A 20,264-nucleotide genomic window follows, 5' to 3' on the forward strand; every position below is an offset into this window, starting at 1 on the left:
CTGGACAGACGAAACCAGGGAGGTTCACATGCCCATCTACACCGCGCCCACCAAAGATACCCAATTCATCCTGCATGACGTTCTGAACGTCTCGCAGTCGGACATCCCCGGCTATGATGAGCTGGAAGCCGATTTCACCGGTGCGGTGCTGGAAGAAGCCGGCAAAGTCGCCAGCAACGTCCTGCACCCGTTGAATGTGGTAGGTGACACCGAAGGGTGTCGGTTGGAAAACGGCGTCGTTTACACGCCCACTGGTTTCAAAGACGCGTTTGAGCAAGTCAAGGAAGGCGGCTGGACCGGACTGGACATGCCCGAGGAATATGGCGGGCAGAACATGCCCTATGTGATGGGCACTGCAGTGGGTGAGATGTTCTCGGCCGCAAACCAGGCCTTTACCATGTATCAGGGCCTGACGCATGGCGCGGCTTCGGCGATTCTGGCCCACGGCACGGACGAGCAAAAGAACACCTATCTGCCCAACATGGTCAGCTGCGAGTGGACCGGCACCATGAACCTGACCGAGCCCCATTGCGGAACCGATCTGGGCCTGATGCGCACCAAGGCGGAACCGCAAGCAGATGGCAGCTATAAAATCTCGGGTCAAAAGATCTTCATCTCGGCCGGAGAGCATGACATGGCCGATAACATCATTCACTTGGTGCTGGCCAAGATCGTTGGCGGCCCTGAGGGAATCAAGGGCGTGTCGCTGTTTATCGTGCCCAAATTCCACGTGAACGAAGATGGCAGCCTGGGCGCGCGCAACGGTGTGGCCTGCGGCAATATCGAAGAGAAAATGGGCATCCATGGCAATTCGACCTGTGTGATGAACTATGACGAAGCGACCGGCTATCTTCTGGGCGAAGAACACAAGGGCATGCGCGCCATGTTCACCATGATGAACGAGGCCCGTCTGGGCGTTGGCATGCAGGGGCTGGCACAAGCCGAGGCCGCCTATCAGAACGCGGTGGAATACGCCAAGGACCGGCTGCAGGGCCGCGACGTAACCGGTGTGAAAAACCCCGATGGCCCGGCTGACCCACTGATCGTACACCCCGATATCCGCCGCAACCTGATGGATCAGAAAAGCTTTACCGAAGGCGCACGCGCGTTCATCCTGTGGGGCGCCACGATGATCGACAAAGCACACCGGTCCGGTGACAAGGATGCGGATGGCCTGATCTCGCTGCTGACGCCGGTGATCAAAGGCTTTTTGACCGACGAAGGCTATGACATGACAGTACAGGCCCAGCAGGTCTATGGCGGCCATGGCTACATCGAAGAATGGGGCATGTCGCAATACACCCGCGATGCCCGGATCGCGATGATCTATGAGGGGGCCAACGGCGTTCAGGCTCTGGACCTTGTGGGCCGGAAACTGGCGCAGGATGGCGGCAAGCATGTCATGGCGTTCTTCGAGATGGTCAAAAGCTTCTGCAAAGAGAACGGCGGCAAAGACGAGGCCTATGACAAAGCCTTTATCGAACCTCTGAAGGCCGCGTCAAAGGATCTGCAGGCTGCGGGCATGTACTTCATGCAAGAAGGCATGAAAAATCCGAACAATGCGCTGTCTGGATCTTACGACTTTATGCACATGTTCGGCCATGTGTGCCTGGGGCTGATGTGGGCGCAGATGGCGAAGGCTGCGCAAGTTGCTCTGGACGGCGGTGCATCGGATACTGCGTTCTACGAGACCAAGATCACCACCGGCCGTTTCTATATGGCGCGCCGCCTGCCCGCCACCGCAATGCACCTCGCCCGCATTCAGACCGGGGCAGACACCGTGATGTCATTGGACGCAGCGCAATTCTGATCGCAGTCTGGGCCTGGACGGATTTGCCCAGGCCCGCCCGCACAAAGGAGACCCAATGCCCAAACGCTTTCGCCTGACCCGTCGCTTTCCGGTTGCCATGACCGAGGACGGTTTTCGCAAGCTTCGCGGCTTTGCCCGCGAGGCAGGTCTGGATGAAGGTGAGGCGCTGTCGTTTCTGTTCGAGAATTTCAACAGCGTCATAAATGAGGAGAACCTGACCCACCGCCTGCGCATCTTCAACTCGGAACTGGAAGCGCGCAAAAGATGATGCAGGGCTCAATATTAACCACTTCACCTACGGCAAAGTCTGAATCCGCCTCCGGCGGCCGTATTTGGAACGAGAAGAAGGCACATTCTCGTCCACCCCGTGATCCGGGTCGCAAACTTAACTGGCAAAACGCAACCGGGACGGCGGGGCTTCACCTCGTGCGGTCATCGGCTCGGCAGCCTGTACCGCACACAGGACAAGACCACATTAACCTTAATGAAGCCTTACGACGTGTGAAAAGCCCCTTGGCTTCTTCTCGTTACAAATACGGAAAATCCGACCTATCCAAACGCGCCACGGGAGGGGCGTTGAAATGACAATCAAACTTCACTGTTTCGGAGAAAGCGGCAATTCCTACAAAGCGGCCCTTGCGCTTGAGATGTCGGGGCTAGAATGGGAGCCTGTCTTTGTCGACTTTTTCAACGGCGAGACGCGCACACCGGAATATCGCAGCGAAGTCAACGCGTTGGGTGAGGCACCAGTTTTGGTTGATGGGGAGTTCAGCCTCTCTCAGTCTGGTGCGATCCAGGCTTATGTTAGCGAAAAGTCCGGCAAGTTCGGCGGAAAAGACCGGCAAGAGCGGTATGACGTGCTGCGCTGGGTCCTGTGGGACAATCACAAGCTCAGCTCGATGGCGGGGTTGACCCGGTTCCTGATCAATTTCTTGCCCGAACAACATCGCAACCCAGATGTCATCGCCTTTAACCAAGGGCGTCTGAAAGCGGCTTACGACACGCTCAACACCCATCTGGATGGGCGCGACTGGATTGTCGGCGATGGCATCACAAATGCCGATCTCAGCTGTTGCGGCTATCTTTATTACCCCGAGCCATTTGGCTTTGACCGCACCGATTGGCCCCATATCGATGCCTGGCTGACGCGCCTGTCTGCTCAGCCCGGCTGGAAACACCCCTATGACCTGATGCCCGGCAACCCGTCGGATCGCGCTTAAGGAGAAGACCTATGACCGAAGCTTATATCTATGACGCCCTGCGTACCCCGCGCGGAAAGGGCCGCAAAGATGGCAGCCTGCACGAGGTGACCTCGGTGCGTCTGTCCGCCCTGACGCTGAACGCGATGAAAGAGCGCAACAATCTTGAAGGTCATGCCGTTGAAGACGTGATCTGGGGCAATGTCACGCAGGTGATGGAGCAAGGCGGCTGTTTGGCGCGATCCGCCGTGTTGGCCTCTGATCTGGACCAATCGATCCCCGGTCTGGCGATCAACCGCTTTTGCGCCAGCGGAATGGAAGCCGTGAACCTGGCTGCAAACCAGGTCAAAGGTGGCGCGGGCGACGCTTACATCGCCGGTGGTGTCGAGATGATGGGTCGCGTCAAAATGGGTAGCGATGGTGCCGCAATCGCCGTTGATCCCTCTTTGGCGATGGAGACCTATTTTGTCCCGCAGGGCATTTCGGCCGATATCATCGCCACCGAATACGGGTTCAGCCGCGATGACGCTGATGCCCTGGCGGTCGAGTCACAAAAGCGCGCGGCAGCCGCTTGGGAAGACAATCGCTTTGAAAAGTCGGTCATTTCCGTCACCGACCAGAACGGCCTGACCATTTTGGACCGCGATGAATATATGCGCCCAGGCACCGATATGCAGATACTTGGCGCTCTGAACCCGTCTTTTCAGATGATGGGTGAGCAGATGCCCGGTTTCGACAAGGTGGCCATGCTGAAATATCCGCATCTTGAGCGGATCAACCACATCCACCACGCGGGCAATAGCTCGGGCATTGTTGACGGCGCTGCGGCGGTTCTGATCGGCAACAAGGAATTTGGTGAGAAATACGGCCTCAAGCCGCGTGCACGCATTAAGGCAACCGCCAAGATCGGCACTGATCCCACCATCATGCTGACCGGCCCGGTTCCAGTGACCGAGAAGATTCTGGCCGATAATGGCATGAAGATCAGCGATCTGGATCTGTTTGAAGTGAATGAAGCCTTCGCCTCGGTCGTGTTGCGGTTCCAGCAGGCATTTGACGTCGATCCGGCATTGGTGAACGTGAACGGCGGTTCGATTGCGATGGGGCATCCGCTGGGTGCAACTGGCGCGATGATCATCGGCACACTGCTGGATGAGTTGGAACGTCAGGACAAGGAAACCGGCCTGGCCACGCTCTGCATCGCGTCCGGCATGGGCGCCGCAACCATTATCGAGCGTGTCTGATGCCCAAACTGGATCTTTCGAAAATCCCGTTCCAAAGCCGCACCTCCTATCCCGGGAAATTGGCTGATGCGGTCTCGGGCCGCTCTGGCCAGGCGCTGGGGGATGCAGGCGGGCTGACTCAATTCGGGGTCAACATCGTGCGGCTTGAACCGGGCGGTTTGTCCTCGCTGCGCCACTACCACATGGAGCAGGATGAGTTCGCCATCATGCTCAGCGGCAGGTGCGTTTTGATCGACGATGACGGCGAGCATGAGATGTTGCCCGGCGATTGCGCGACCTGGCCTGCCGGTGAGGCCAATGGCCATCACCTTGTGAACAAAACCGACGCGCCTGCGAGTTTTCTGGTGGTAGGCACTCGGACCCCGACAGAAACCGCCTATTACAGCGACCTGGACATGATGGTGAAGGATGATGAGAACGGTTTCTCTTTCACACGTAAAGATGGCAGCCCGCTGACACCTGACCAGATTGGAGATGACAATGACTGAATTCACTCTGACCAAAGACGCGGACGGCGTCGCCACGATCACCTGGGACGTGCCCGGGAAAAGCATGAATGTCATGTCCTTTGACGGGCTCGCGCAGCTGAGCGACTGCATCGACGACGCACTGGCAGATGACGACGTCAAAGGCATCATCATCACCTCGGGCAAGGACGGTTCTTTTGCAGGCGGCATGGATCTGAACCTGCTGGCCGTGATGAAGGAACAGGCAGGTGACAACCCGGCCAAGGGCCTGTTTGAAGGCACGATGAAAATGCACGCCCTGCTGCGCAAGATCGAGTTGGCAGGTATGGACCCCAAATCCAAGAAGGGTGGCAAGCCGATTGCAACGGTGCTGCCCGGCACCGCAGCTGGGATCGGGATGGAACTGCCCCTGTCCACGCACCGGATTTTTGCGGCGGACAATCCCAAGGCGAAATTCGGCCTGCCCGAGATCATGGTCGGTATCTTCCCTGGCGCGGGTGGCACAACCCGGATGGTCCGCAAGGTTGGCGCGATCGCGGCGGCTCCTCTGTTGCTGGAAGGCAAGATGCTGGACGTCAAGAAGGCCAAGGGCGCAGGCTATGTCGACGAAATCGCCGAAGATCCGATGGCCGCAGCCAAGGAATGGGTGCTGAACGCCAAGGATGCGGATCTTGTCAAACCATGGGACGCCAAGGGCTATAAGATGCCAGGCGGTGCGCCCTATCATCCGGCGGGTTTCATGAATTTCGTCGGAGCCTCGGCGATGGTCAACGGCAAGACCCAGGGCGCTTTCCCGGCAGCCAAGGCCTTGTTGAGTGCCGTCTATGAGGGCGCGCTGGTCGATTTCGACACCGCGCTGAAGATCGAGGCGCGGTGGTTCACATCCGTCTTGATGAACCCGTCTTCGGGCGCAATGATCCGGTCGCTGTTCCTGAATAAGGAAGCGCTGGAAAAAGGCGCGGTAAGGCCCAAGGACGTACCTGATCAGCGCGTGAAGAAGATCGGGGTTCTGGGTGCGGGCATGATGGGTGCTGGTATCGCTTTGGTCTCGGCCCAAGCGGGTATGGAGGTTGTGCTGATCGACCGCAATCAGGAAGCCGCTGACAAAGGCAAGGCTTATACCGAGACCTATCTGGACAAAGGGATCAAGCGCGGCAAAGTCACGGCAGAAAAGAAAGAGGCAATGCTGGGCCGTATCACCGCGACCCCTGATTTGGATCACCTCAAAGGCTGTGATCTGATCATTGAGGCCGTATTCGAAGACCCTGGCGTCAAGGCCGAGATGACCCAGAAGGTCGAGGCAATCATTCCCGAGGATTGCATCTTTGCGTCAAACACCTCGACCCTGCCGATCACTGATCTGGCCAAGGCCAGCGTACGGCCTGAGCAGTTCATCGGCATCCACTTCTTCTCTCCGGTTGAAAAGATGTTCCTGGTCGAGATCATCAAAGGCAAAGACACCGGTGATCGTGCGGTTGCCAAGGCGCTGGACTATGTGCGCCAGATCCGCAAAACGCCGATCGTGGTGAATGATGCGCGGTTCTTCTATGCCAACCGCTGCATCATACCCTATATCAACGAAGGTCTGCGGATGATCACAGAAGGCGTGAGCCCTGTGCTGATCGACAACGCCGCGCGTCAACTGGGCTTCCCCGTGGGACCGATCCAGTTGAACGACGAGACCTCGATTGATCTGGGCGCAAAGATTGCCCGCGCCACAAAGGCCGCGATGGGCGATGCTTATCCAGACAGCCCGGCAGATGATCTGATCTTCTGGATGGAGGCCGAGGGCCGATTGGGCCGCAAGGCAAACGCGGGCTTCTTCGACTATGACGATAAGGGCAAACGCACCGAGTACTGGAAAGGACTTCAAGACAAGTATCCGCACACCGAAGATCAGCCTGATCTGATCGAAGTTCAGGAACGCCTGATGTTCGCTCAGGTTCTGGAAGCGGTCCGCGCATTGGAAGAAGGCGTGTTGGAAGACATCCGCGAAGGCGATGTGGGTGCCATTCTGGGTTGGGGCTTTGCTCCATGGTCGGGTGGCCCGCTCAGCTGGCTGGACATCATCGGCACGCCTTACGCCGCTGAACGCTGCGACCAGCTGGCAAAGGCCTATGGTGATCGCTTCGTCTGCCCGCCTCTGCTGCGCGAAATGGCGCAGAAAGGTCAAAGCTTCTATGGCCGCTTCGCCCCCGACGCGAAAGCTGCCTGACAAAAAAAGCTGGCGCATACCCCTCATGCGCCAGCTTTCCCACCGTTCAGCGTATCTTCCTTACGGGTGATGAGCGATCATCATCCATTCGGAGCGCAGGAACAGTGTAGGCAATCCCGGTCTACCGGGTCTTCCCGGTCGCCGACGGGACTTCGCCGGACGCACAGGAAAAATCGGTTCGTTGGGAATGGGTGCGGGCAATGCGCCTAGCGGATTGGACAACACGGTTAGACTTCCGCGTGCTGCCACGTAGCGCAGCAGATCCGCAGCGCCGTGTTCATCTGTGACGTGATACGACGTGGACGCGTTCATCGACCGTTGCCCAAATCGACTGGCGGCGCAGTAGGCTTGCAGCCCGCCTTCGATAAAAATGACCTGATCTTCGTCGAAAAACAGCGTACAGACATCGAAAGTTGCCGCTGGAACTCCAGCGCGCAAGGGACCGATATCCTTCAACAATCGCGCGGCCACAACGGTTGAACCAGCCGTCGTCGGATCGATTTTGCTGTGGTCCAGCGCCATACCCTGTTCCGGCATGAGCCAGACCGGCCGCCCGTTATACGCAGCACGCGACGGCACCAGTATGGGCAGGTTGTCAGGGTTTTGCTCATGCTCAGGGATCGCAACGGTATCAGTGGAAATGCGTCGCACTTCCTTGAAACCATTATCCAACGTCCGAACCCTGTCCCCCGGAACAAGACGCTCTACCGGTTTCCAACCGCTTGTCGTGGCCACCTTGGTTCCATGCACAAAACCCCCTCTGCGCGCAGAAACCAAGGCACCCGACGACGTTGGGGCAACATGCCCCTGTTTGTTCGAATACTCTACTACACTCATTACCCTACACCTGTGCCAACCCCCACTCGGCACCCTTAAACAAACACAGTTTTTAGGTAGCACTAATTTTTAGCAGGGGTCAGATTTGGGACACATTTGCGCCTTAATCAGGGTTAATCGGGCCTATTTGCACGCTAAATCCGAAACAAAAAGGCTGATCCTGGCGAATTGCGATTTTGATCGGAAACGAAAGTTCGCCTTTGCGATCAAAACAATACCCGAATCTCCTGGCGGTTTTCGCACAGGCCGGGGGTAGGCGCCGCCAGGAAAGCGGGATCGATCGCATCCTTGCCCCAAACTCAGGTGGTGCCGGTATCGGCAATCACTTAGATGTTTGATTTGTGCGTTTTCAGCGGCAGTTCCGGTCGCAACAGGTTTGCGCCTTTTGATTACACCATGTTATGAATTTAGAATAATAATCCGAGCAGCATGTCCAAATGACAGCCCTAAAACAGTACCAGCGGATCGAGGCCACCGGTCTGTGGCGCCCGTCGCCCGACGCTCAGCGGCGCGAGGTGGTCATTTCAATTGGCGAAGCCACGCTTACTGTTTCGGATTTCAACGATAGTGCGCTGACCCATTGGTCGCTTGCGGCACTTGAACGCCAAAACCCAGGCGAGTTTCCCGCCATCTTCAACCCCGATGGCGATCCTGGCGAAACGCTCGAGCTTGCAGAAACCGAAACCACCATGCTGGATGCCATTGATCGGTTGCAGCGCGCGATCGAACGGACACGGCCCCACCCCGGACGGTTGCGCTGGATCAGCGTGGTCGGGGTTGTGCTGGCTGTCGTGGGTGTTTTGCTTTTGTGGTTGCCCGGTGCCTTGCAACGCCATGTTGTGCAAGTCCTGCCCGAGATCAAGCGTGAAGAGATCGGAACCGCAATCCTGAACCGGATCGAGCGGGTGTCAGGTCAGGCTTGCGGCTCGGCGGATGTGCAGACCTCGTTGGACACTCTGGCCCGGCGGACCGGCGTGCGTCAGATCGTGGTCCTTCCTGCGGGTGTGCCTGACAGCCAGAGCCTGCCCGGAGGCACCGTGTTGTTGAACCGTGCGCTGGTCGAAGACCACGAAGACCCGGCGGTCGCCGCAGGTTATGTGATCGCCGCCCGCGCACGGGCCGAGTTGAAAGATCCGCTGGACGATCTGCTGGACCGCACCGGCACAACCGCGGCGTTCCGGTTGCTGACCACCGGAGAGCTGACGCCCGAGATCATTGACGACTATACCGAACAATTGCTGACCGAGCCCAAGCCCCGTCTTGACGATGACGATCTGCTTGACGTCTTTGCACGATCCGCCCTGCCCTCGACCCCTTATGCCTATGCCAAGGATATCACGGGCGAGACGGTTCTGGGATTGATTGAGGCCGACCCGATGGCAGGTCGCGCTCAGGAACAGGTGCTGCCGGACCGCGATTGGGTCCAGCTTCAGAATATCTGCGGCGGTTGAGCGCGCTTACTTGGTGCCGAACATCCGGTCACCAGCGTCGCCAAGCCCAGGCATGATATAGCCTTTCGAGTTCAGCTCGCGATCCAGCGACGCCGTGACGATCTTCACGTCAGGATGCGCCTCTTTCATACGCTCCACACCTTCCGGAGCGGCCAGCAGGCACAGGAACCGGATATCCGTGGCACCGGCCTCTTTCAGCAGATCAATGGCGGCAGCCGAGCTGTTGCCAGTGGCCAACATAGGATCCACCGCGATCACCAACCGGTCTTTCAGCCCTTCGGGGGCCTTGAAATAGTACTGGACCGGCTTGAGTGTTTCCTCATCGCGGTAAAGCCCGACAAAGCCGACCCGCGCCGAGGGGACCAGTTCCAGCACACCGTCCAACATGCCGTTGCCCGCGCGCAGGATCGAGACCAGCGCCAGCTTTTTCCCCGCCAGAATAGGCGCGTCCATCTCTTCCATCGGGGTTTCGATGTGGCGCGTGGTGATCGGCATCTCGCGCGTGACCTCATAGGCCAGCAACAATGTGATCTCGCGCAGCAACTGCCGGAACACGGCGGTCGAGGTGCCCTTGTCCCGCATGAGCGTCAGTTTGTGCTGCACCAGCGGGTGATCTACGACGGTCAGGTGTTCGCTCATGGTGTCTCCAGTCTTGTCTTGACCCGCGCGCGGGTCTCTTCATCGCAAAAGGCCGCGTTCAATGCGGTATCATTGAGGGCCGCGAAATCCTCGGCACCCCAGCCAAAGGCCTGGGCCAGCATCTCATATTCGCGCCGCATTGTGGTATGGAAAAAGGGAGGATCATCGGTCGAAACCGTGACCTTGACGCCCGCCTCGCGCAACCGCGCGATGGGATGGGCGGCAAAGTCAGGATAAAGCCCCAGAACGACGTTTGAGCCCGGGCAGACCTCAAGCGTCACATCCCGATCCCCGATCTCGCGGATCAGATCGGGGTCTTCGATGGCACGTACACCGTGCCCCACCCGCTCAACACCCAGATCGCGGATCGCATCGCGCACGCTTTCGGGCCCGCCGAACTCTCCGGCATGGGTGGTCAGGCGCAGCCCTGCCTCGCGGGCGCAGTCAAAGGCCCATTTGAAATCCCCCTGCGCGCCGACGCTTTCGTTTCCGCCCATGCCAAAGCCGGTGATCCAGCCGCCTGCGGTCTCAGCCGCGCAACGAGCGCTGGCCTTGGCTTTCTCGGGCCCGAAATGACGCACACAGGTAATGACACCGCGCAGGGTGATGTCGAATTTGCGTTCTGCCTCATCCGCCGCGTCCTGAATGGCGGCCAGATAGTCGCACCAGGCCTGCAGATCGCCACCGCCGCAAAAATCGGGACTGAGGAAGGTTTCAGAGTAAACCACCCCGTTGGCCGCGCTTTCCTCCAGAATAGCCAGCGTCAAGCGACGGAAATCTTCGGGCGATTTCAAAACCTCACAGGCGGCCTCGTAGACGCTGAGAAAATGGGCGAAATCACGAAAGTCATAGCTGCCATCGGGTTTGAAAATCCCGCTGAGGTCGATGCGCTTTTCATGTGCCAATTGGCGGATAAAGGCGGGCGGGGCCGCGCCTTCGTGATGCAGATGAAGTTCGATTTTGGGAAGGTCTGCGACGCTCATAGAAAACTCCGCCCGGGCCCTCGCGCCGGGATATTCAGATGATGGGCGATACTGGCAGCGACATCGGCAAAATTGACCTGACCGATTTGGCCTGAGCCCTTTCCGGCCACCAGCACAGGCACTTGTTCGCGCGTGTGGTCAGTGCCCACCCAACTGGGATCATTGCCATGATCGGCCGTCAGCACCAAAAGGTCGCCGGGCTTCAATCGTGCCAGCAATGCGCCGATCCCCGCGTCAAACCACTCCAGCGCACGCGCATAGCCGCTGATGTCGCGCCGGTGGCCATAGAGGCTGTCGAACTCAACAAAATTGGCAAAACTCAGGCTGCCCTCTTCGGCACTGTCCACAAGGTCCGACAGATGGTTCATCAAATCCACATCCGAGCCTTTGCGCAGCGTGTCGATGCCTTGCATCGAAAAGATGTCGCCGATCTTGCCCACCGCATGAACCCTGCGACCTGCGTCTTGTACCCAGTTGGTAAGCACCGGCGCGGGCGGTAGAATGGCGAAATCCTTGCGGTTGGTGGTGCGCGTGAACCCATCCTCAGGCGTACCGACAAAGGGCCGAGCTATGACACGACCCACTTTCATATGATGCAAACGCGGGGCGAGCGTGCGGCACATCTCAAGCAACCGGTCGAGGCCAAAGCTCTCTTCATGTGCAGCGATCTGGAAGACGCTGTCGGCTGAAGTATAGCAAATCGGCCAGCCCGTTTGCATATGCTCGGCCCCCAGTTCGGCAATGATGGCCGTGCCCGACGCATGGCAGTTTCCCAGGATCCCATCGGTTCCCGCTGCCGCGGCCGCTGCGCGGGTCAGATCCTTGGGAAAGCTGGGTGTTGTATTCGGAAAATAGTGCCAGTCCCATGGCACCGGCATGCCCGCCAGTTCCCAATGGCCTGAGGGGGTGTCTTTGCCCGGCGAATGCTCACGCGCGCAGCCCCACAGCCCTGTTGGCGGGGCCGTCAGCCCTGGGGTCGGATCACCGGACGCAAGCCGGGTCGCCGCGCCCAATCCCAGCGCATCCAAATGCGGCAGGTGCAAGGGCCCTGACCGCCCCTCTTCGGCCCGTCCCTCAGCACAAGCCTGTGCAATATGAGCCAGCGTATTGGCGCCACTATCGGGGATCGTGCCATTAAAGAACCGATCCGCGTCAGGCGCGCCACCGATTCCGACCGAGTCCATGACCACCAGAAAGGCCCGGCTCATGCGGTGAGCCTTTCGTGGACCAGAGGTGGCACCTCTACCGGCGCGTCGCTGAGGGTGATTGCGTTCAACACTGCCTGAGACGCGGCCTGTGCCGCATCCTCGCGGGCCGCGTGGATAACAGCCAGCGGAGCGCCTTTGGTCACCCGGTCGCCCAGGCGCAGCAGCCCTGACAGACCGACCGCCGGATCAATCTCATCGCTTTCCACCTGTCGCCCACCGCCCAGCGCGACAACCGCAAGCCCCAGCGCCTCACCATCTTTGGCCGTGATGTAACCTGCTCGGGGGGCCTTCACCTCCTGGATCACATTCGCCTCGGGCAGGAACCGCGCCCAATTGTCTACAAAATGCACAGGGCCACCAACGGCTGCCATCATCCGGCCAAAGCGCTCGGCAGCGCGCCCGTCGCGGATCACCTCGGTCAGTTTGTCTCGTCCAGCCCGAGCGCTGTCGCACATCCCGGCATCGGCCAGCAGAACACCGCCCAACTCGGCCGATATCTCGGCCAGAGGTGAAGGCTGACCGCTGGTGAGAACCTTCATCACCTCCGCCACTTCAAGCGCATTGCCCAGCGCCGGGATCAGAGGTTGGTTCATATCGCTGATGATCGCAGAGGTCTTGCAACCCGCCGCATTGGCGGTTTCGGTCAGCGCTTTTGCCAGCTTGCGCGCATCATCAAGGGTTTTCATGAAAGCACCGCTGCCAACTTTGACATCCAGCACCAGGGCATCCGGGCTGGCAGCCAGCTTTTTCGACAGGATCGAGGCGGTGATCAGATCCAGGCTTTCCACAGTCGCTGTCACGTCGCGGATGGCATAGAGGCGCTTGTCCGCCGGGGCGATTTGACCCGTGGCACCAACGATCGCAGCGCCGGTTTCGGTCAGCACCTGCCTCAGCCGCGTCTGGCCGATCTGCGTGGCGACGCCCGGGATCGCCTCAAGCTTATCGAGCGTCCCCCCGGTATGCCCAAGCCCCCGGCCCGAGATCATGGGGACATAGGCCCCCATCTCGGCCAGAGCCGGCGCAAGCACAAGGCTTACACTGTCGCCAACGCCACCGGTCGAGTGTTTGTCGATGACCGGACCGTCAAAATCCCACTGCAACACCTCGCCGCTGTCGCGCATGGCGATGGTCAGATCCGCGCGGCCCTGCGGGCCCAGCCCACCCATGCACACGGCCATGGCAAAAGCTCCGGCCTGCGCGTCGCTGACACTGCCATCCGCCAGCCCTTGGGCAAACCATTTCAGCTCATCGCCTGTGGGCACCTCTCCCCGGCGCAGCTTTGCAATGATCGAACGGGCATCCATCGGATCACACGTCCGCCATATGCGAGGCATCAAAGGCCCCCGGCAGCAATTGACCAATTGTGGTTTCCATCTCAACCCCAGTGGCCGTGGCCAGCGTGACCTTGACGTCACGCGCACCAAACTCCGCCAGTTTCTGACGGCACCCACCGCAGGGCGGCACGGGTTCAGGGCTTGAGGCCACCACATAGACTTCGGTCAAGGTCTGCTCACCCGCAGCAACCATGGCCGCGATGGCCCCGGCCTCGGCGCAGGTGCCTTCGGGATAGGCCACGTTTTCCACGTTGCATCCGGCATAGATCTCACCCGTGTCTGACCGCACCGCCGCGCCCACCTTGAAGTTCGAATAAGGGGCATAGGCGTTTTCCCGCACGGCCAAGGCAGCGTCTTTCAGCGACATAGCGATTCCCTAAATTTTGATCATCTGGTCAGAATGACCCACCCTACTGGAAAGCGCGCGGGGAATTGAAGCCCCGTTTGCGGCTTTTTTGGTCCAAAATCAGCCCACGTCCAACACCGTATTGAAAGTGCCCGGCAAAGTAACCTCAAGCAGTTCAAGATCATCTGTGGCATCCGTAAGACGGGTGCGCATGGCCGGTGGGATGACAAAGGCATCGCCTTGTTCCAGCCGGAACGGCTCCCGTCCCTCACCTTCCAATGTGACCTGACCGCTCATCACAAAGGAAAAGTGGATATCGGTGTCATGGGTCGCCCATTGCGGCTGCCCCTGCCCTTTGCGTACCACCTGAACCCCGGCCACGCCTTTGGTGTTCTCCGCAATCGTGGTGTCGCGGCAAATGTAACCTGGCAGACGAAACGGAACCCACTCGGCACCTTCGGCCTGATTGAACACAAATTTCTGCCCCTGCCATTCCCGGTCGGGCCGCAGATGCGGCGTTGGCAAGGTCATGTCGTGATCGATCTCAGTGACATGTTCGGCAGGAACCCCGATTTCGATCACTTGCACATTGTCCGAAGCTTCCAGCACGCGGTGCCGGATCTCGGGCGGCTGGATAAAGCAATCCCCTGCGGTCAGACGCATCTTGTCGCCCTGATCCTCATAGACCACGTCGACCCAGCCATGGATGCAAAAGATGAGCTGAAAGCCCACCTTGTGGAAATGCACCATATCCGGCACCGGGCCACCATCCGGGATGCGGATATGGCTGGCAATGATCGAGCCGCCCAACCGGTCGGGCACAAGATCGCGGTAATGCATCCCCGCCCGCCCGATAATCCAGGGCGCCTGGTCTTTCAGCCTGCGCACCACAAAGGAATGCACCGTTTCAGGCATGACCATGGGCGGGTTCAGCTCATCGATCTCGATCCGCGTGCCGTTTGGGGCCACTAAAACGCGCTGACCATCCGCAAAGCCTTGAGGATCATTGGTCAGGATGCGCAACGTGCCGGGGCTTTCGGGCGCATCCTTTTCGATCCGAATGCGCAACCCGTGGCCCGAAAAGACCGCGACCCGAGGATCGTCCGCCGGATAGATCATATCCATGCGCAGACCCAGAACCTTGGTATAGAATGGAATGTCGTCCCGCAGTTCTTGCGTGGGCAAACGAATTTCAGCGCGTGTTTCGGCCTGTTGGGAGGGGCGTGTCATTCAAGGACTCTTCGGTTTGACGTTTCGGCCATCCGATCAGAACCGAAGCCAAAAGGCCAATCGAAAAGAACATCTCAAGCGTTTCTTCCAGAACAAACAGACGGGTCATCGCTGTTACAGACAGAGACGCGCCATATGCGCCACTGATTTCTTCCAGAACCTGCGCGATCACGGCCATCAGCCCTGCCAAGACAAACACGATCAGAAAAGGCGCCCTTGCTTTGATCGCTTTCCAAGCGGTCGGAACACCGTGCAAAACCAGACCATAGAGCACAACGAGCAGCAAAACGACGCGCACGGCGGTCAGGTCAAGCGCCCAGTCCAACCCGTTCAAAATCGCAAACGGCAGACTGTCGGGCGCGTAGACATCGGCTTCTAGCTCGCGCTCGGCCAATAAGAAACAGACCACACCCAGATAGAGACGCTTGAGGCCCGGATACCGCACCAACGCGACGATACCGGCTGTAAACAACGCAGCAGCCGAAATTGTTTCGAGCAATCCGCCTTCCTGGCTGAGCGGAACGATCTGCATCGGCCAAAGAACTTCGATGGCCAACAAAGCAACAGCAACAAGCAGCGCAACCCAATACCACAAGTGGTTTTCTGGTCTTACGACGGCATCGCGCCAAGCGACTGTCTTGTCCGGGTTTTCTTCTTGCTGACTCATCTTTTGTAAACTTGCTGCTCGATTTTCAGGGTCGAAGATCGCGAGAATGTAAAAGTTTTGTGAAAATATTCAATGCAAGATTCCAAACCGACGGGCCGCTATTCATGCGGAACGTAACGTCATGGCCAAAGCCGGAAAAAAGGATTACCCCTAAACCAGTTTTGGAGAGGGAGTTGAATCGCCTATGTCGGACACGTCAAACCTGCGGCAGGCCGCACTTGATTATCACGCTCATCCAAAACCCGGTAAGCTTGAAATCCGCGCCACGAAACCAATGGCCAATGGGCGCGACCTTGCGCGCGCTTATTCTCCGGGTGTGGCCGAAGCCAGCCTTGAGATTAAAGCCGACGCCTCGAACGCCGAGCTTTACACCGCGCGCGGCAACCTTGTGGCCGTGGTTTCGAACGGGACCGCGGTTCTGGGCTTGGGCAATATCGGTGCGCTGGCCTCAAAGCCGGTGATGGAAGGCAAGGCCGTCCTGTTCAAGAAATTCGCAGGCATTGACTGTTTTGACATCGAAGTCGATCAGCCCGACCCGGAAAAACTGGCTGATATCGTCTGCGCGCTGGAGCCGACTTTCGGTGCGGTCAACCTTGAAGACATCAAGGCACCCGATTGTTTTATAGTGGAAAAACTCTGTCGCGAGCGGATGAACATTCCGGTGTTCCACGACGATCAACACGGCACGGCCATTGTCGTGGGGGCTGCGGCCAAGAACGCGCTGCATGTGGCCGGCAAAGCGTTTGAGGACATCAAAGTTGTCTCGACCGGTGGTGGCGCGGCGGGGATCGCGTGCTTGAACATGCTGGTCAAGCTGGGGGTAAAGCGCGAGAATATCTGGCTCTGTGACATCCACGGACTGGTTTACGAAGGCCGTGCCGAAGACATGAACCCGCATAAGGACCAGTTCGCGCAGACATCCGATTTGCGCACGCTGGATGATGTGATCGCGGGTGCAGACCTGTTTCTGGGGCTGAGCGGGCCAAATGTCCTGAAGCCCGAGATGGTGCAGAAAATGGCGGCGCGACCGATCATTTTCGCGCTGGCCAACCCGACGCCCGAGATCCTGCCGGAAGACGCCCGCGCGGTTGCGCCTGACGCGATCATCGCCACCGGGCGCAGCGATTTTCCCAATCAAGTCAACAACGTATTGTGCTTTCCTTTTATCTTTCGCGGGGCGCTGGATGTAGGCGCGACCGAAATCAATGACGCGATGGAGATCGCTTGTGTTGACGGCATCGCCGAAATGGCGCGCGCAACAACCAGCGCCGAAGCTGCCGCAGCCTATAAGGGTGAGCAGCTGACCTTTGGGCCTGAATACCTGATCCCCAAGCCCTTTGATCCGCGCCTTGTTGGTGTTGTGTCATCCTCGGTGGCCAAGGCCGCGATGGAAAGCGGGGTGGCCAAGCGCCCGATTGACGACCTGGAGGCTTACAAAGAAAAGCTGAACCAGACCGTTTTCAAATCCGCCCTGCTGATGCGCCCTGTGTTTGAGGCTGCCGCCAATGCCTCGCGCCGGATTGTCTTTGCCGAGGGCGAAGACGAACGCGTTCTGCGCGCCGCTCAGGCGATTTTGGAAGAAACGACCGAAACGCCCATTCTGATCGGCCGCCCTGATGTCATCGACGCGCGGTGTGAACGGTTGGGCCTGACGGTCAGGCCCGGTCAGGACTTTCAGATCGTTAACCCGGAAAATGACCCGCGTTATTATGATTACTGGAACTCCTACCACCAGATCATGCAGCGCCGGGGTGTCACTCCGGATTTGGCCAAGGCCATCATGCGTACGAATACAACCGCCATCGGCGCCATCATGGTGCATCGCGGCGAGGCTGACAGCCTGATCTGTGGCACCTTTGGCGAATACCGCTGGCACTTGGACTATGTTGAACAGGTTCTGGACGAAGGTGATCTGCGGCCCCACGGCGCGCTGTCGTTGATGATCCTCGAAGATGGCCCTCTCTTCATCGCGGATACGCACGTGCGGCAGTTGCCCTCGCCCGAGGAACTGGCCGAGACCACAATCGGCGCAGCCCGCCACGTGCGACGGTTCGGGCTGGAACCCAAGATCGCTTTTTGCTCGCAATCGCAATTCGGCAATCAGGCCGAAGGCTCGGGCAAGCGGTTGCGGGCCGCGCTTAAGATCCTGGATTCGGAACCAAGGGACTTCACGTACGAGGGCGAAATGAACCTGGATGTGGCCCTTGACCCGGAACTGCGTGCACGGATTTTCCCAAATTCGCGTCTTGAAGGGCCCGCCAATGTGTTGATCTTCGCCCATGCGGACGCCGCCAGCGGTGTGCGCAATATCCTGAAGATGAAGGCCAACGGGCTTGAGGTTGGACCGATCCTGATGGGCATGGGGAACAAGGCCCATATCGTAACACCTTCGATCACCGCACGCGGATTGTTGAACATGGCGGCCATCGCGGGAACGCCAGTGGACCACTACGGGTAGGCATTTATCCGAGTCTGATTCTGATAGCGCAAACCGTTTGCAGATCGAAATTTGCAGTTTTGCAATACTGGGGAGATCATGTGAAATTCGGCTTGCATATTCTTGGGTTTGCAAAAATTTGCAGGTGATTTTAGCGGCATCTGCAAATTTTTTGCGATAAACTGCCGCGCCGTTATTCGAGCCGCTTGTTCGATGCAATGCTGATCCGTAACACGGTATCACAGGTTTATGGAGAGGAGGACGCCGTGGCCTATCAGGAGGTATATGACAGCTGGAAAAGCGACCCCGAGGGGTTCTGGATGGATGCCGCCAAGGGGATCGATTGGGTCCGCCCTCCGAGCAAGGCCTTGTTTGCGGAGAACGCCCCCCTCTACGAATGGTTCAGCGACGCGCGGGTGAACACCTGCTGGAACGCGGTGGACCGTCATGTCGAAAATGGTCGGGGTGAACAAACCGCCATCATCTACGACAGCCCAATCACCCAGACCAAGCGCGAAATCTCCTATGTCGAGCTGCGCAACCGCGTTGCCACCCTTGCTGGCGCGCTCCGGGCCAAAGGGGTTGAGAAAGGGGACCGGGTCATCATCTACATGCCGATGATCCCCGAAGCACTTGAGGCGATGCTGGCCTGTGCCCGCCTGGGTGCTGTGCACTCGGTGGTGTTCGGCGGCTTTGCCAGCAACGAATTGGCAGTGCGCATCGATGATGCCAAACCCAAAGCAATCATCGCAGCCTCTTGCGGGTTGGAACCCGGTCGTGTGGTGCATTACAAACCCCTGCTGGACGGCGCGATTGAGCTGGCCGACCACAAACCCGATTTCTGCGTCATCTTTCAACGCGAACAGGAAGTGGCCGAACTGATCGAGGGGCGCGATGTCAATTGGCACGGGTTTCAATATGGTGTTGAACCCGCCGAATGCGTGCCGGTCGACGGCAATGACCCGGCCTATATCCTCTATACTTCTGGAACGACGGGCGCGCCGAAAGGCGTTGTACGCCCAACCGCAGGCCATCTGGTGGCGCTGAACTGGACGATGAAAAACCTGTATGATGTCGATCCAGGCGATGTGTTCTGGGCGGCCTCAGATGTGGGCTGGGTCGTCGGACATTCCTATATCTGCTACGCACCGCTTATCCACGGCAACACCACCATCGTGTTCGAAGGCAAACCGGTTGGCACACCGGATGCGGGCACGTTCTGGCGCGTGATCTCAGAGCATAAGGTCAAAAGCTTCTTCACCGCACCCACCGCAATCCGCGCCGTCAAACGCGAAGACCCCAAGGGTGAGCTGATGGCCAATTACGACCTGTCGAACCTGCGCGCCCTGTTTCTTGCCGGAGAACGCGCAGATCCCGACACGATCACCTGGGCGCAGGATGCGCTGAAGGTGCCGGTGATCGACCATTGGTGGCAAACCGAAACCGGCTGGGCCATTGCAGGCAACCCGCTGGGGATCGAGGAATTGCCGATCAAACTGGGCTCGCCCGCCAAACCGATGCCGGGCTATGATGTGCAAATCCTCGACGAAGGCGGACACCCGATGAAAGCCGGAGAGTTGGGCGCAATTGCTGTCAAGCTGCCCCTGCCCCCCGGTACATTGCCGACGCTTTGGAATGCCGAGGCGCGGTTCAAGACCTCATACCTGGATCATTTCCCCGGCTATTACGAAACCGGTGACGCGGGCATGATCGACGAGGACGGGTACCTCTATATCATGGCGCGTACTGATGACGTGATCAACGTGGCAGGCCATCGCCTGTCCACGGGCGGCATGGAAGAAGTTCTGGCCGCCCACCCGGACGTGGCCGAATGCGCCGTGATCGGGGTGTCGGACCAGTTGAAGGGCCAGATGCCGGTTGGCTTCCTGTGTTTGAATGCCGGGTCGGATCGCGGTCACGATGATGTGGTGCAAGAGGTGGTCACCATGGTGCGCGACAAGATCGGGCCCGTGGCGGCCTTTAAGAAGGCCCTGGTTGTGGCGCGATTGCCCAAGACACGTTCAGGCAAGATCCTGCGTGGAACGATGGTGTCGATTGCGGATGGGCAGGACTATAAGATGCCCGCGACCATCGACGATCCGGCCATCCTGGACGAGATCACGGACGCATTGAAAACCATCGGCTACGCCAAATAACCGCCGCGTCGGCGACGGCGCGCGCTGTTTTGCTTGCAAGT

17 protein-coding genes are annotated in these 20,264 nt (G+C 58.8%); 9 read left to right on the forward strand and 8 right to left on the reverse strand.

What is annotated here, in order from left to right:
* Positions 1-28 precede the first annotated feature (28 nt).
* The 6 genes from GOV38_RS04915 (at position 29) to GOV38_RS04940 (ending at position 6,935) form a co-directional block, all read left to right on the forward strand.
* Entirely contained in the window at positions 29-1,810 is a 1,782-nt protein-coding gene (locus GOV38_RS04915; RefSeq protein WP_171207817.1) for an acyl-CoA dehydrogenase C-terminal domain-containing protein, read from the forward strand.
* A gap of 55 nt (positions 1,811-1,865) precedes the next feature.
* Entirely contained in the window at positions 1,866-2,078 is a 213-nt protein-coding gene (locus tag GOV38_RS04920) for a hypothetical protein (RefSeq protein WP_171207818.1), read from the forward strand.
* A 313-nt stretch (positions 2,079-2,391) separates the two neighbouring features.
* Positions 2,392-3,030: a glutathione S-transferase family protein gene (locus GOV38_RS04925; RefSeq protein WP_171207819.1), complete on the forward strand. Its 639-nt coding sequence runs from the start codon at positions 2,392-2,394 to the stop codon at positions 3,028-3,030.
* 11 nt (positions 3,031-3,041) lie between these two features.
* Positions 3,042-4,253, forward strand: coding sequence for an acetyl-CoA C-acetyltransferase (locus GOV38_RS04930; protein ID WP_171207820.1), 1,212 nt, complete (start codon positions 3,042-3,044; stop codon positions 4,251-4,253).
* A complete protein-coding gene (locus GOV38_RS04935) occupies positions 4,253-4,741 on the forward strand; it encodes a cupin domain-containing protein (RefSeq protein ID WP_171128706.1) in 489 nt (162 codons plus the stop codon). The genes GOV38_RS04930 and GOV38_RS04935 overlap by 1 nt, the downstream gene beginning before the upstream one ends.
* Complete coding sequence (locus GOV38_RS04940) at positions 4,734-6,935, forward strand: 3-hydroxyacyl-CoA dehydrogenase NAD-binding domain-containing protein (protein ID WP_171207821.1); 2,202 nt, start codon at positions 4,734-4,736, stop codon at positions 6,933-6,935. The genes GOV38_RS04935 and GOV38_RS04940 overlap by 8 nt, the downstream gene beginning before the upstream one ends.
* A gap of 60 nt (positions 6,936-6,995) precedes the next feature.
* Here the strand turns inward: GOV38_RS04940 and GOV38_RS04945 are convergent, their stop codons facing one another.
* A complete protein-coding gene (locus GOV38_RS04945; RefSeq protein ID WP_171102305.1) occupies positions 6,996-7,772 on the reverse strand; it encodes a Hint domain-containing protein in 777 nt (258 codons plus the stop codon).
* A gap of 437 nt (positions 7,773-8,209) precedes the next feature.
* Here GOV38_RS04945 and GOV38_RS04950 point away from each other — a divergent pair, with 437 nt between their 5' ends.
* Positions 8,210-9,223 carry a hypothetical protein gene (locus GOV38_RS04950; protein WP_171102306.1) on the forward strand — a complete coding sequence of 338 codons (1,014 nt, stop codon included), beginning with the start codon at positions 8,210-8,212 and terminating at the stop codon, positions 9,221-9,223.
* A 6-nt stretch (positions 9,224-9,229) separates the two neighbouring features.
* Here GOV38_RS04950 and upp read toward each other — a convergent pair whose 3' ends face one another.
* The 7 genes from upp to GOV38_RS04985 all read right to left on the reverse strand — a co-directional run bounded on the left by upp (position 9,230) and on the right by GOV38_RS04985 (position 15,630).
* Positions 9,230-9,862 (reverse strand): uracil phosphoribosyltransferase, encoded by a 633-nt coding sequence (upp, locus tag GOV38_RS04955; protein ID WP_171102307.1) that lies wholly within the window; start codon positions 9,860-9,862, stop codon positions 9,230-9,232.
* Positions 9,859-10,845, reverse strand: coding sequence for an adenosine deaminase (locus GOV38_RS04960; RefSeq protein ID WP_171207822.1), 987 nt, complete (start codon positions 10,843-10,845; stop codon positions 9,859-9,861). Before GOV38_RS04960 ends, upp begins: the two co-directional genes overlap by 4 nt.
* Positions 10,842-12,053, reverse strand: a complete 1,212-nt coding sequence (locus tag GOV38_RS04965) for a phosphopentomutase (protein ID WP_171207823.1) — start codon at positions 12,051-12,053, stop codon at positions 10,842-10,844. Before GOV38_RS04965 ends, GOV38_RS04960 begins: the two co-directional genes overlap by 4 nt.
* The gene (locus GOV38_RS04970; RefSeq protein WP_171207944.1) at positions 12,050-13,357 is read right to left on the reverse strand and encodes a thymidine phosphorylase; all 1,308 of its coding nucleotides are present in this window, start codon (positions 13,355-13,357) and stop codon (positions 12,050-12,052) included. Before GOV38_RS04970 ends, GOV38_RS04965 begins: the two co-directional genes overlap by 4 nt.
* Before the next feature lie 4 nt (positions 13,358-13,361).
* Complete coding sequence (locus GOV38_RS04975; RefSeq protein ID WP_171207824.1) at positions 13,362-13,754, reverse strand: cytidine deaminase; 393 nt, start codon at positions 13,752-13,754, stop codon at positions 13,362-13,364.
* A gap of 99 nt (positions 13,755-13,853) precedes the next feature.
* Positions 13,854-14,963: a cupin domain-containing protein gene (locus GOV38_RS04980; protein WP_171207825.1), complete on the reverse strand. Its 1,110-nt coding sequence runs from the start codon at positions 14,961-14,963 to the stop codon at positions 13,854-13,856.
* Positions 14,926-15,630 carry a hypothetical protein gene (locus GOV38_RS04985; RefSeq protein ID WP_171207826.1) on the reverse strand — a complete coding sequence of 235 codons (705 nt, stop codon included), beginning with the start codon at positions 15,628-15,630 and terminating at the stop codon, positions 14,926-14,928. The genes GOV38_RS04980 and GOV38_RS04985 overlap by 38 nt, the downstream gene beginning before the upstream one ends.
* Before the next feature lie 184 nt (positions 15,631-15,814).
* Here GOV38_RS04985 and GOV38_RS04990 point away from each other — a divergent pair, with 184 nt between their 5' ends.
* Positions 15,815-18,088 carry an NADP-dependent malic enzyme gene (locus GOV38_RS04990; RefSeq protein WP_171207827.1) on the forward strand — a complete coding sequence of 758 codons (2,274 nt, stop codon included), beginning with the start codon at positions 15,815-15,817 and terminating at the stop codon, positions 18,086-18,088.
* Between the two features lie 245 nt (positions 18,089-18,333).
* A complete protein-coding gene (gene prpE, locus GOV38_RS04995; protein ID WP_171207828.1) occupies positions 18,334-20,223 on the forward strand; it encodes a propionate-CoA ligase PrpE in 1,890 nt (629 codons plus the stop codon).
* The last annotated feature ends 41 nt before the right edge of the window (positions 20,224-20,264 follow it).

The sequence above is a fragment of the Ruegeria sp. HKCCA5839 genome (assembly GCF_013035585.1).
GTDB lineage: Bacteria > Pseudomonadota > Alphaproteobacteria > Rhodobacterales > Rhodobacteraceae > Ruegeria.

Bases quoted from the DNA above. Each gene is read 5' to 3' on its own strand.
- GOV38_RS04915 (WP_171207817.1), top strand. From the start codon at position 29: ATGCCCATCTACACCGCGCCCACCAAAGATACCCAATTCATCCTGCAT.
- GOV38_RS04920 (WP_171207818.1), top strand. From the start codon at position 1,866: ATGCCCAAACGCTTTCGCCTGACCCGTCGCTTTCCGGTTGCCATGACC.
- GOV38_RS04925 (WP_171207819.1), top strand. From the start codon at position 2,392: ATGACAATCAAACTTCACTGTTTCGGAGAAAGCGGCAATTCCTACAAA.
- GOV38_RS04930 (WP_171207820.1), top strand. From the start codon at position 3,042: ATGACCGAAGCTTATATCTATGACGCCCTGCGTACCCCGCGCGGAAAG.
- GOV38_RS04935 (WP_171128706.1), top strand. From the start codon at position 4,253: ATGCCCAAACTGGATCTTTCGAAAATCCCGTTCCAAAGCCGCACCTCC.
- GOV38_RS04940 (WP_171207821.1), top strand. From the start codon at position 4,734: ATGACTGAATTCACTCTGACCAAAGACGCGGACGGCGTCGCCACGATC.
- GOV38_RS04945 (WP_171102305.1), bottom strand. From the start codon at position 7,772: ATGAGTGTAGTAGAGTATTCGAACAAACAGGGGCATGTTGCCCCAACG.
- GOV38_RS04950 (WP_171102306.1), top strand. From the start codon at position 8,210: ATGACAGCCCTAAAACAGTACCAGCGGATCGAGGCCACCGGTCTGTGG.
- upp (WP_171102307.1), bottom strand. From the start codon at position 9,862: ATGAGCGAACACCTGACCGTCGTAGATCACCCGCTGGTGCAGCACAAA.
- GOV38_RS04960 (WP_171207822.1), bottom strand. From the start codon at position 10,845: ATGAGCGTCGCAGACCTTCCCAAAATCGAACTTCATCTGCATCACGAA.
- GOV38_RS04965 (WP_171207823.1), bottom strand. From the start codon at position 12,053: ATGAGCCGGGCCTTTCTGGTGGTCATGGACTCGGTCGGAATCGGTGGC.
- GOV38_RS04970 (WP_171207944.1), bottom strand. From the start codon at position 13,357: ATGGATGCCCGTTCGATCATTGCAAAGCTGCGCCGGGGAGAGGTGCCC.
- GOV38_RS04975 (WP_171207824.1), bottom strand. From the start codon at position 13,754: ATGTCGCTGAAAGACGCTGCCTTGGCCGTGCGGGAAAACGCCTATGCC.
- GOV38_RS04980 (WP_171207825.1), bottom strand. From the start codon at position 14,963: ATGACACGCCCCTCCCAACAGGCCGAAACACGCGCTGAAATTCGTTTG.
- GOV38_RS04985 (WP_171207826.1), bottom strand. From the start codon at position 15,630: ATGAGTCAGCAAGAAGAAAACCCGGACAAGACAGTCGCTTGGCGCGAT.
- GOV38_RS04990 (WP_171207827.1), top strand. From the start codon at position 15,815: ATGTCGGACACGTCAAACCTGCGGCAGGCCGCACTTGATTATCACGCT.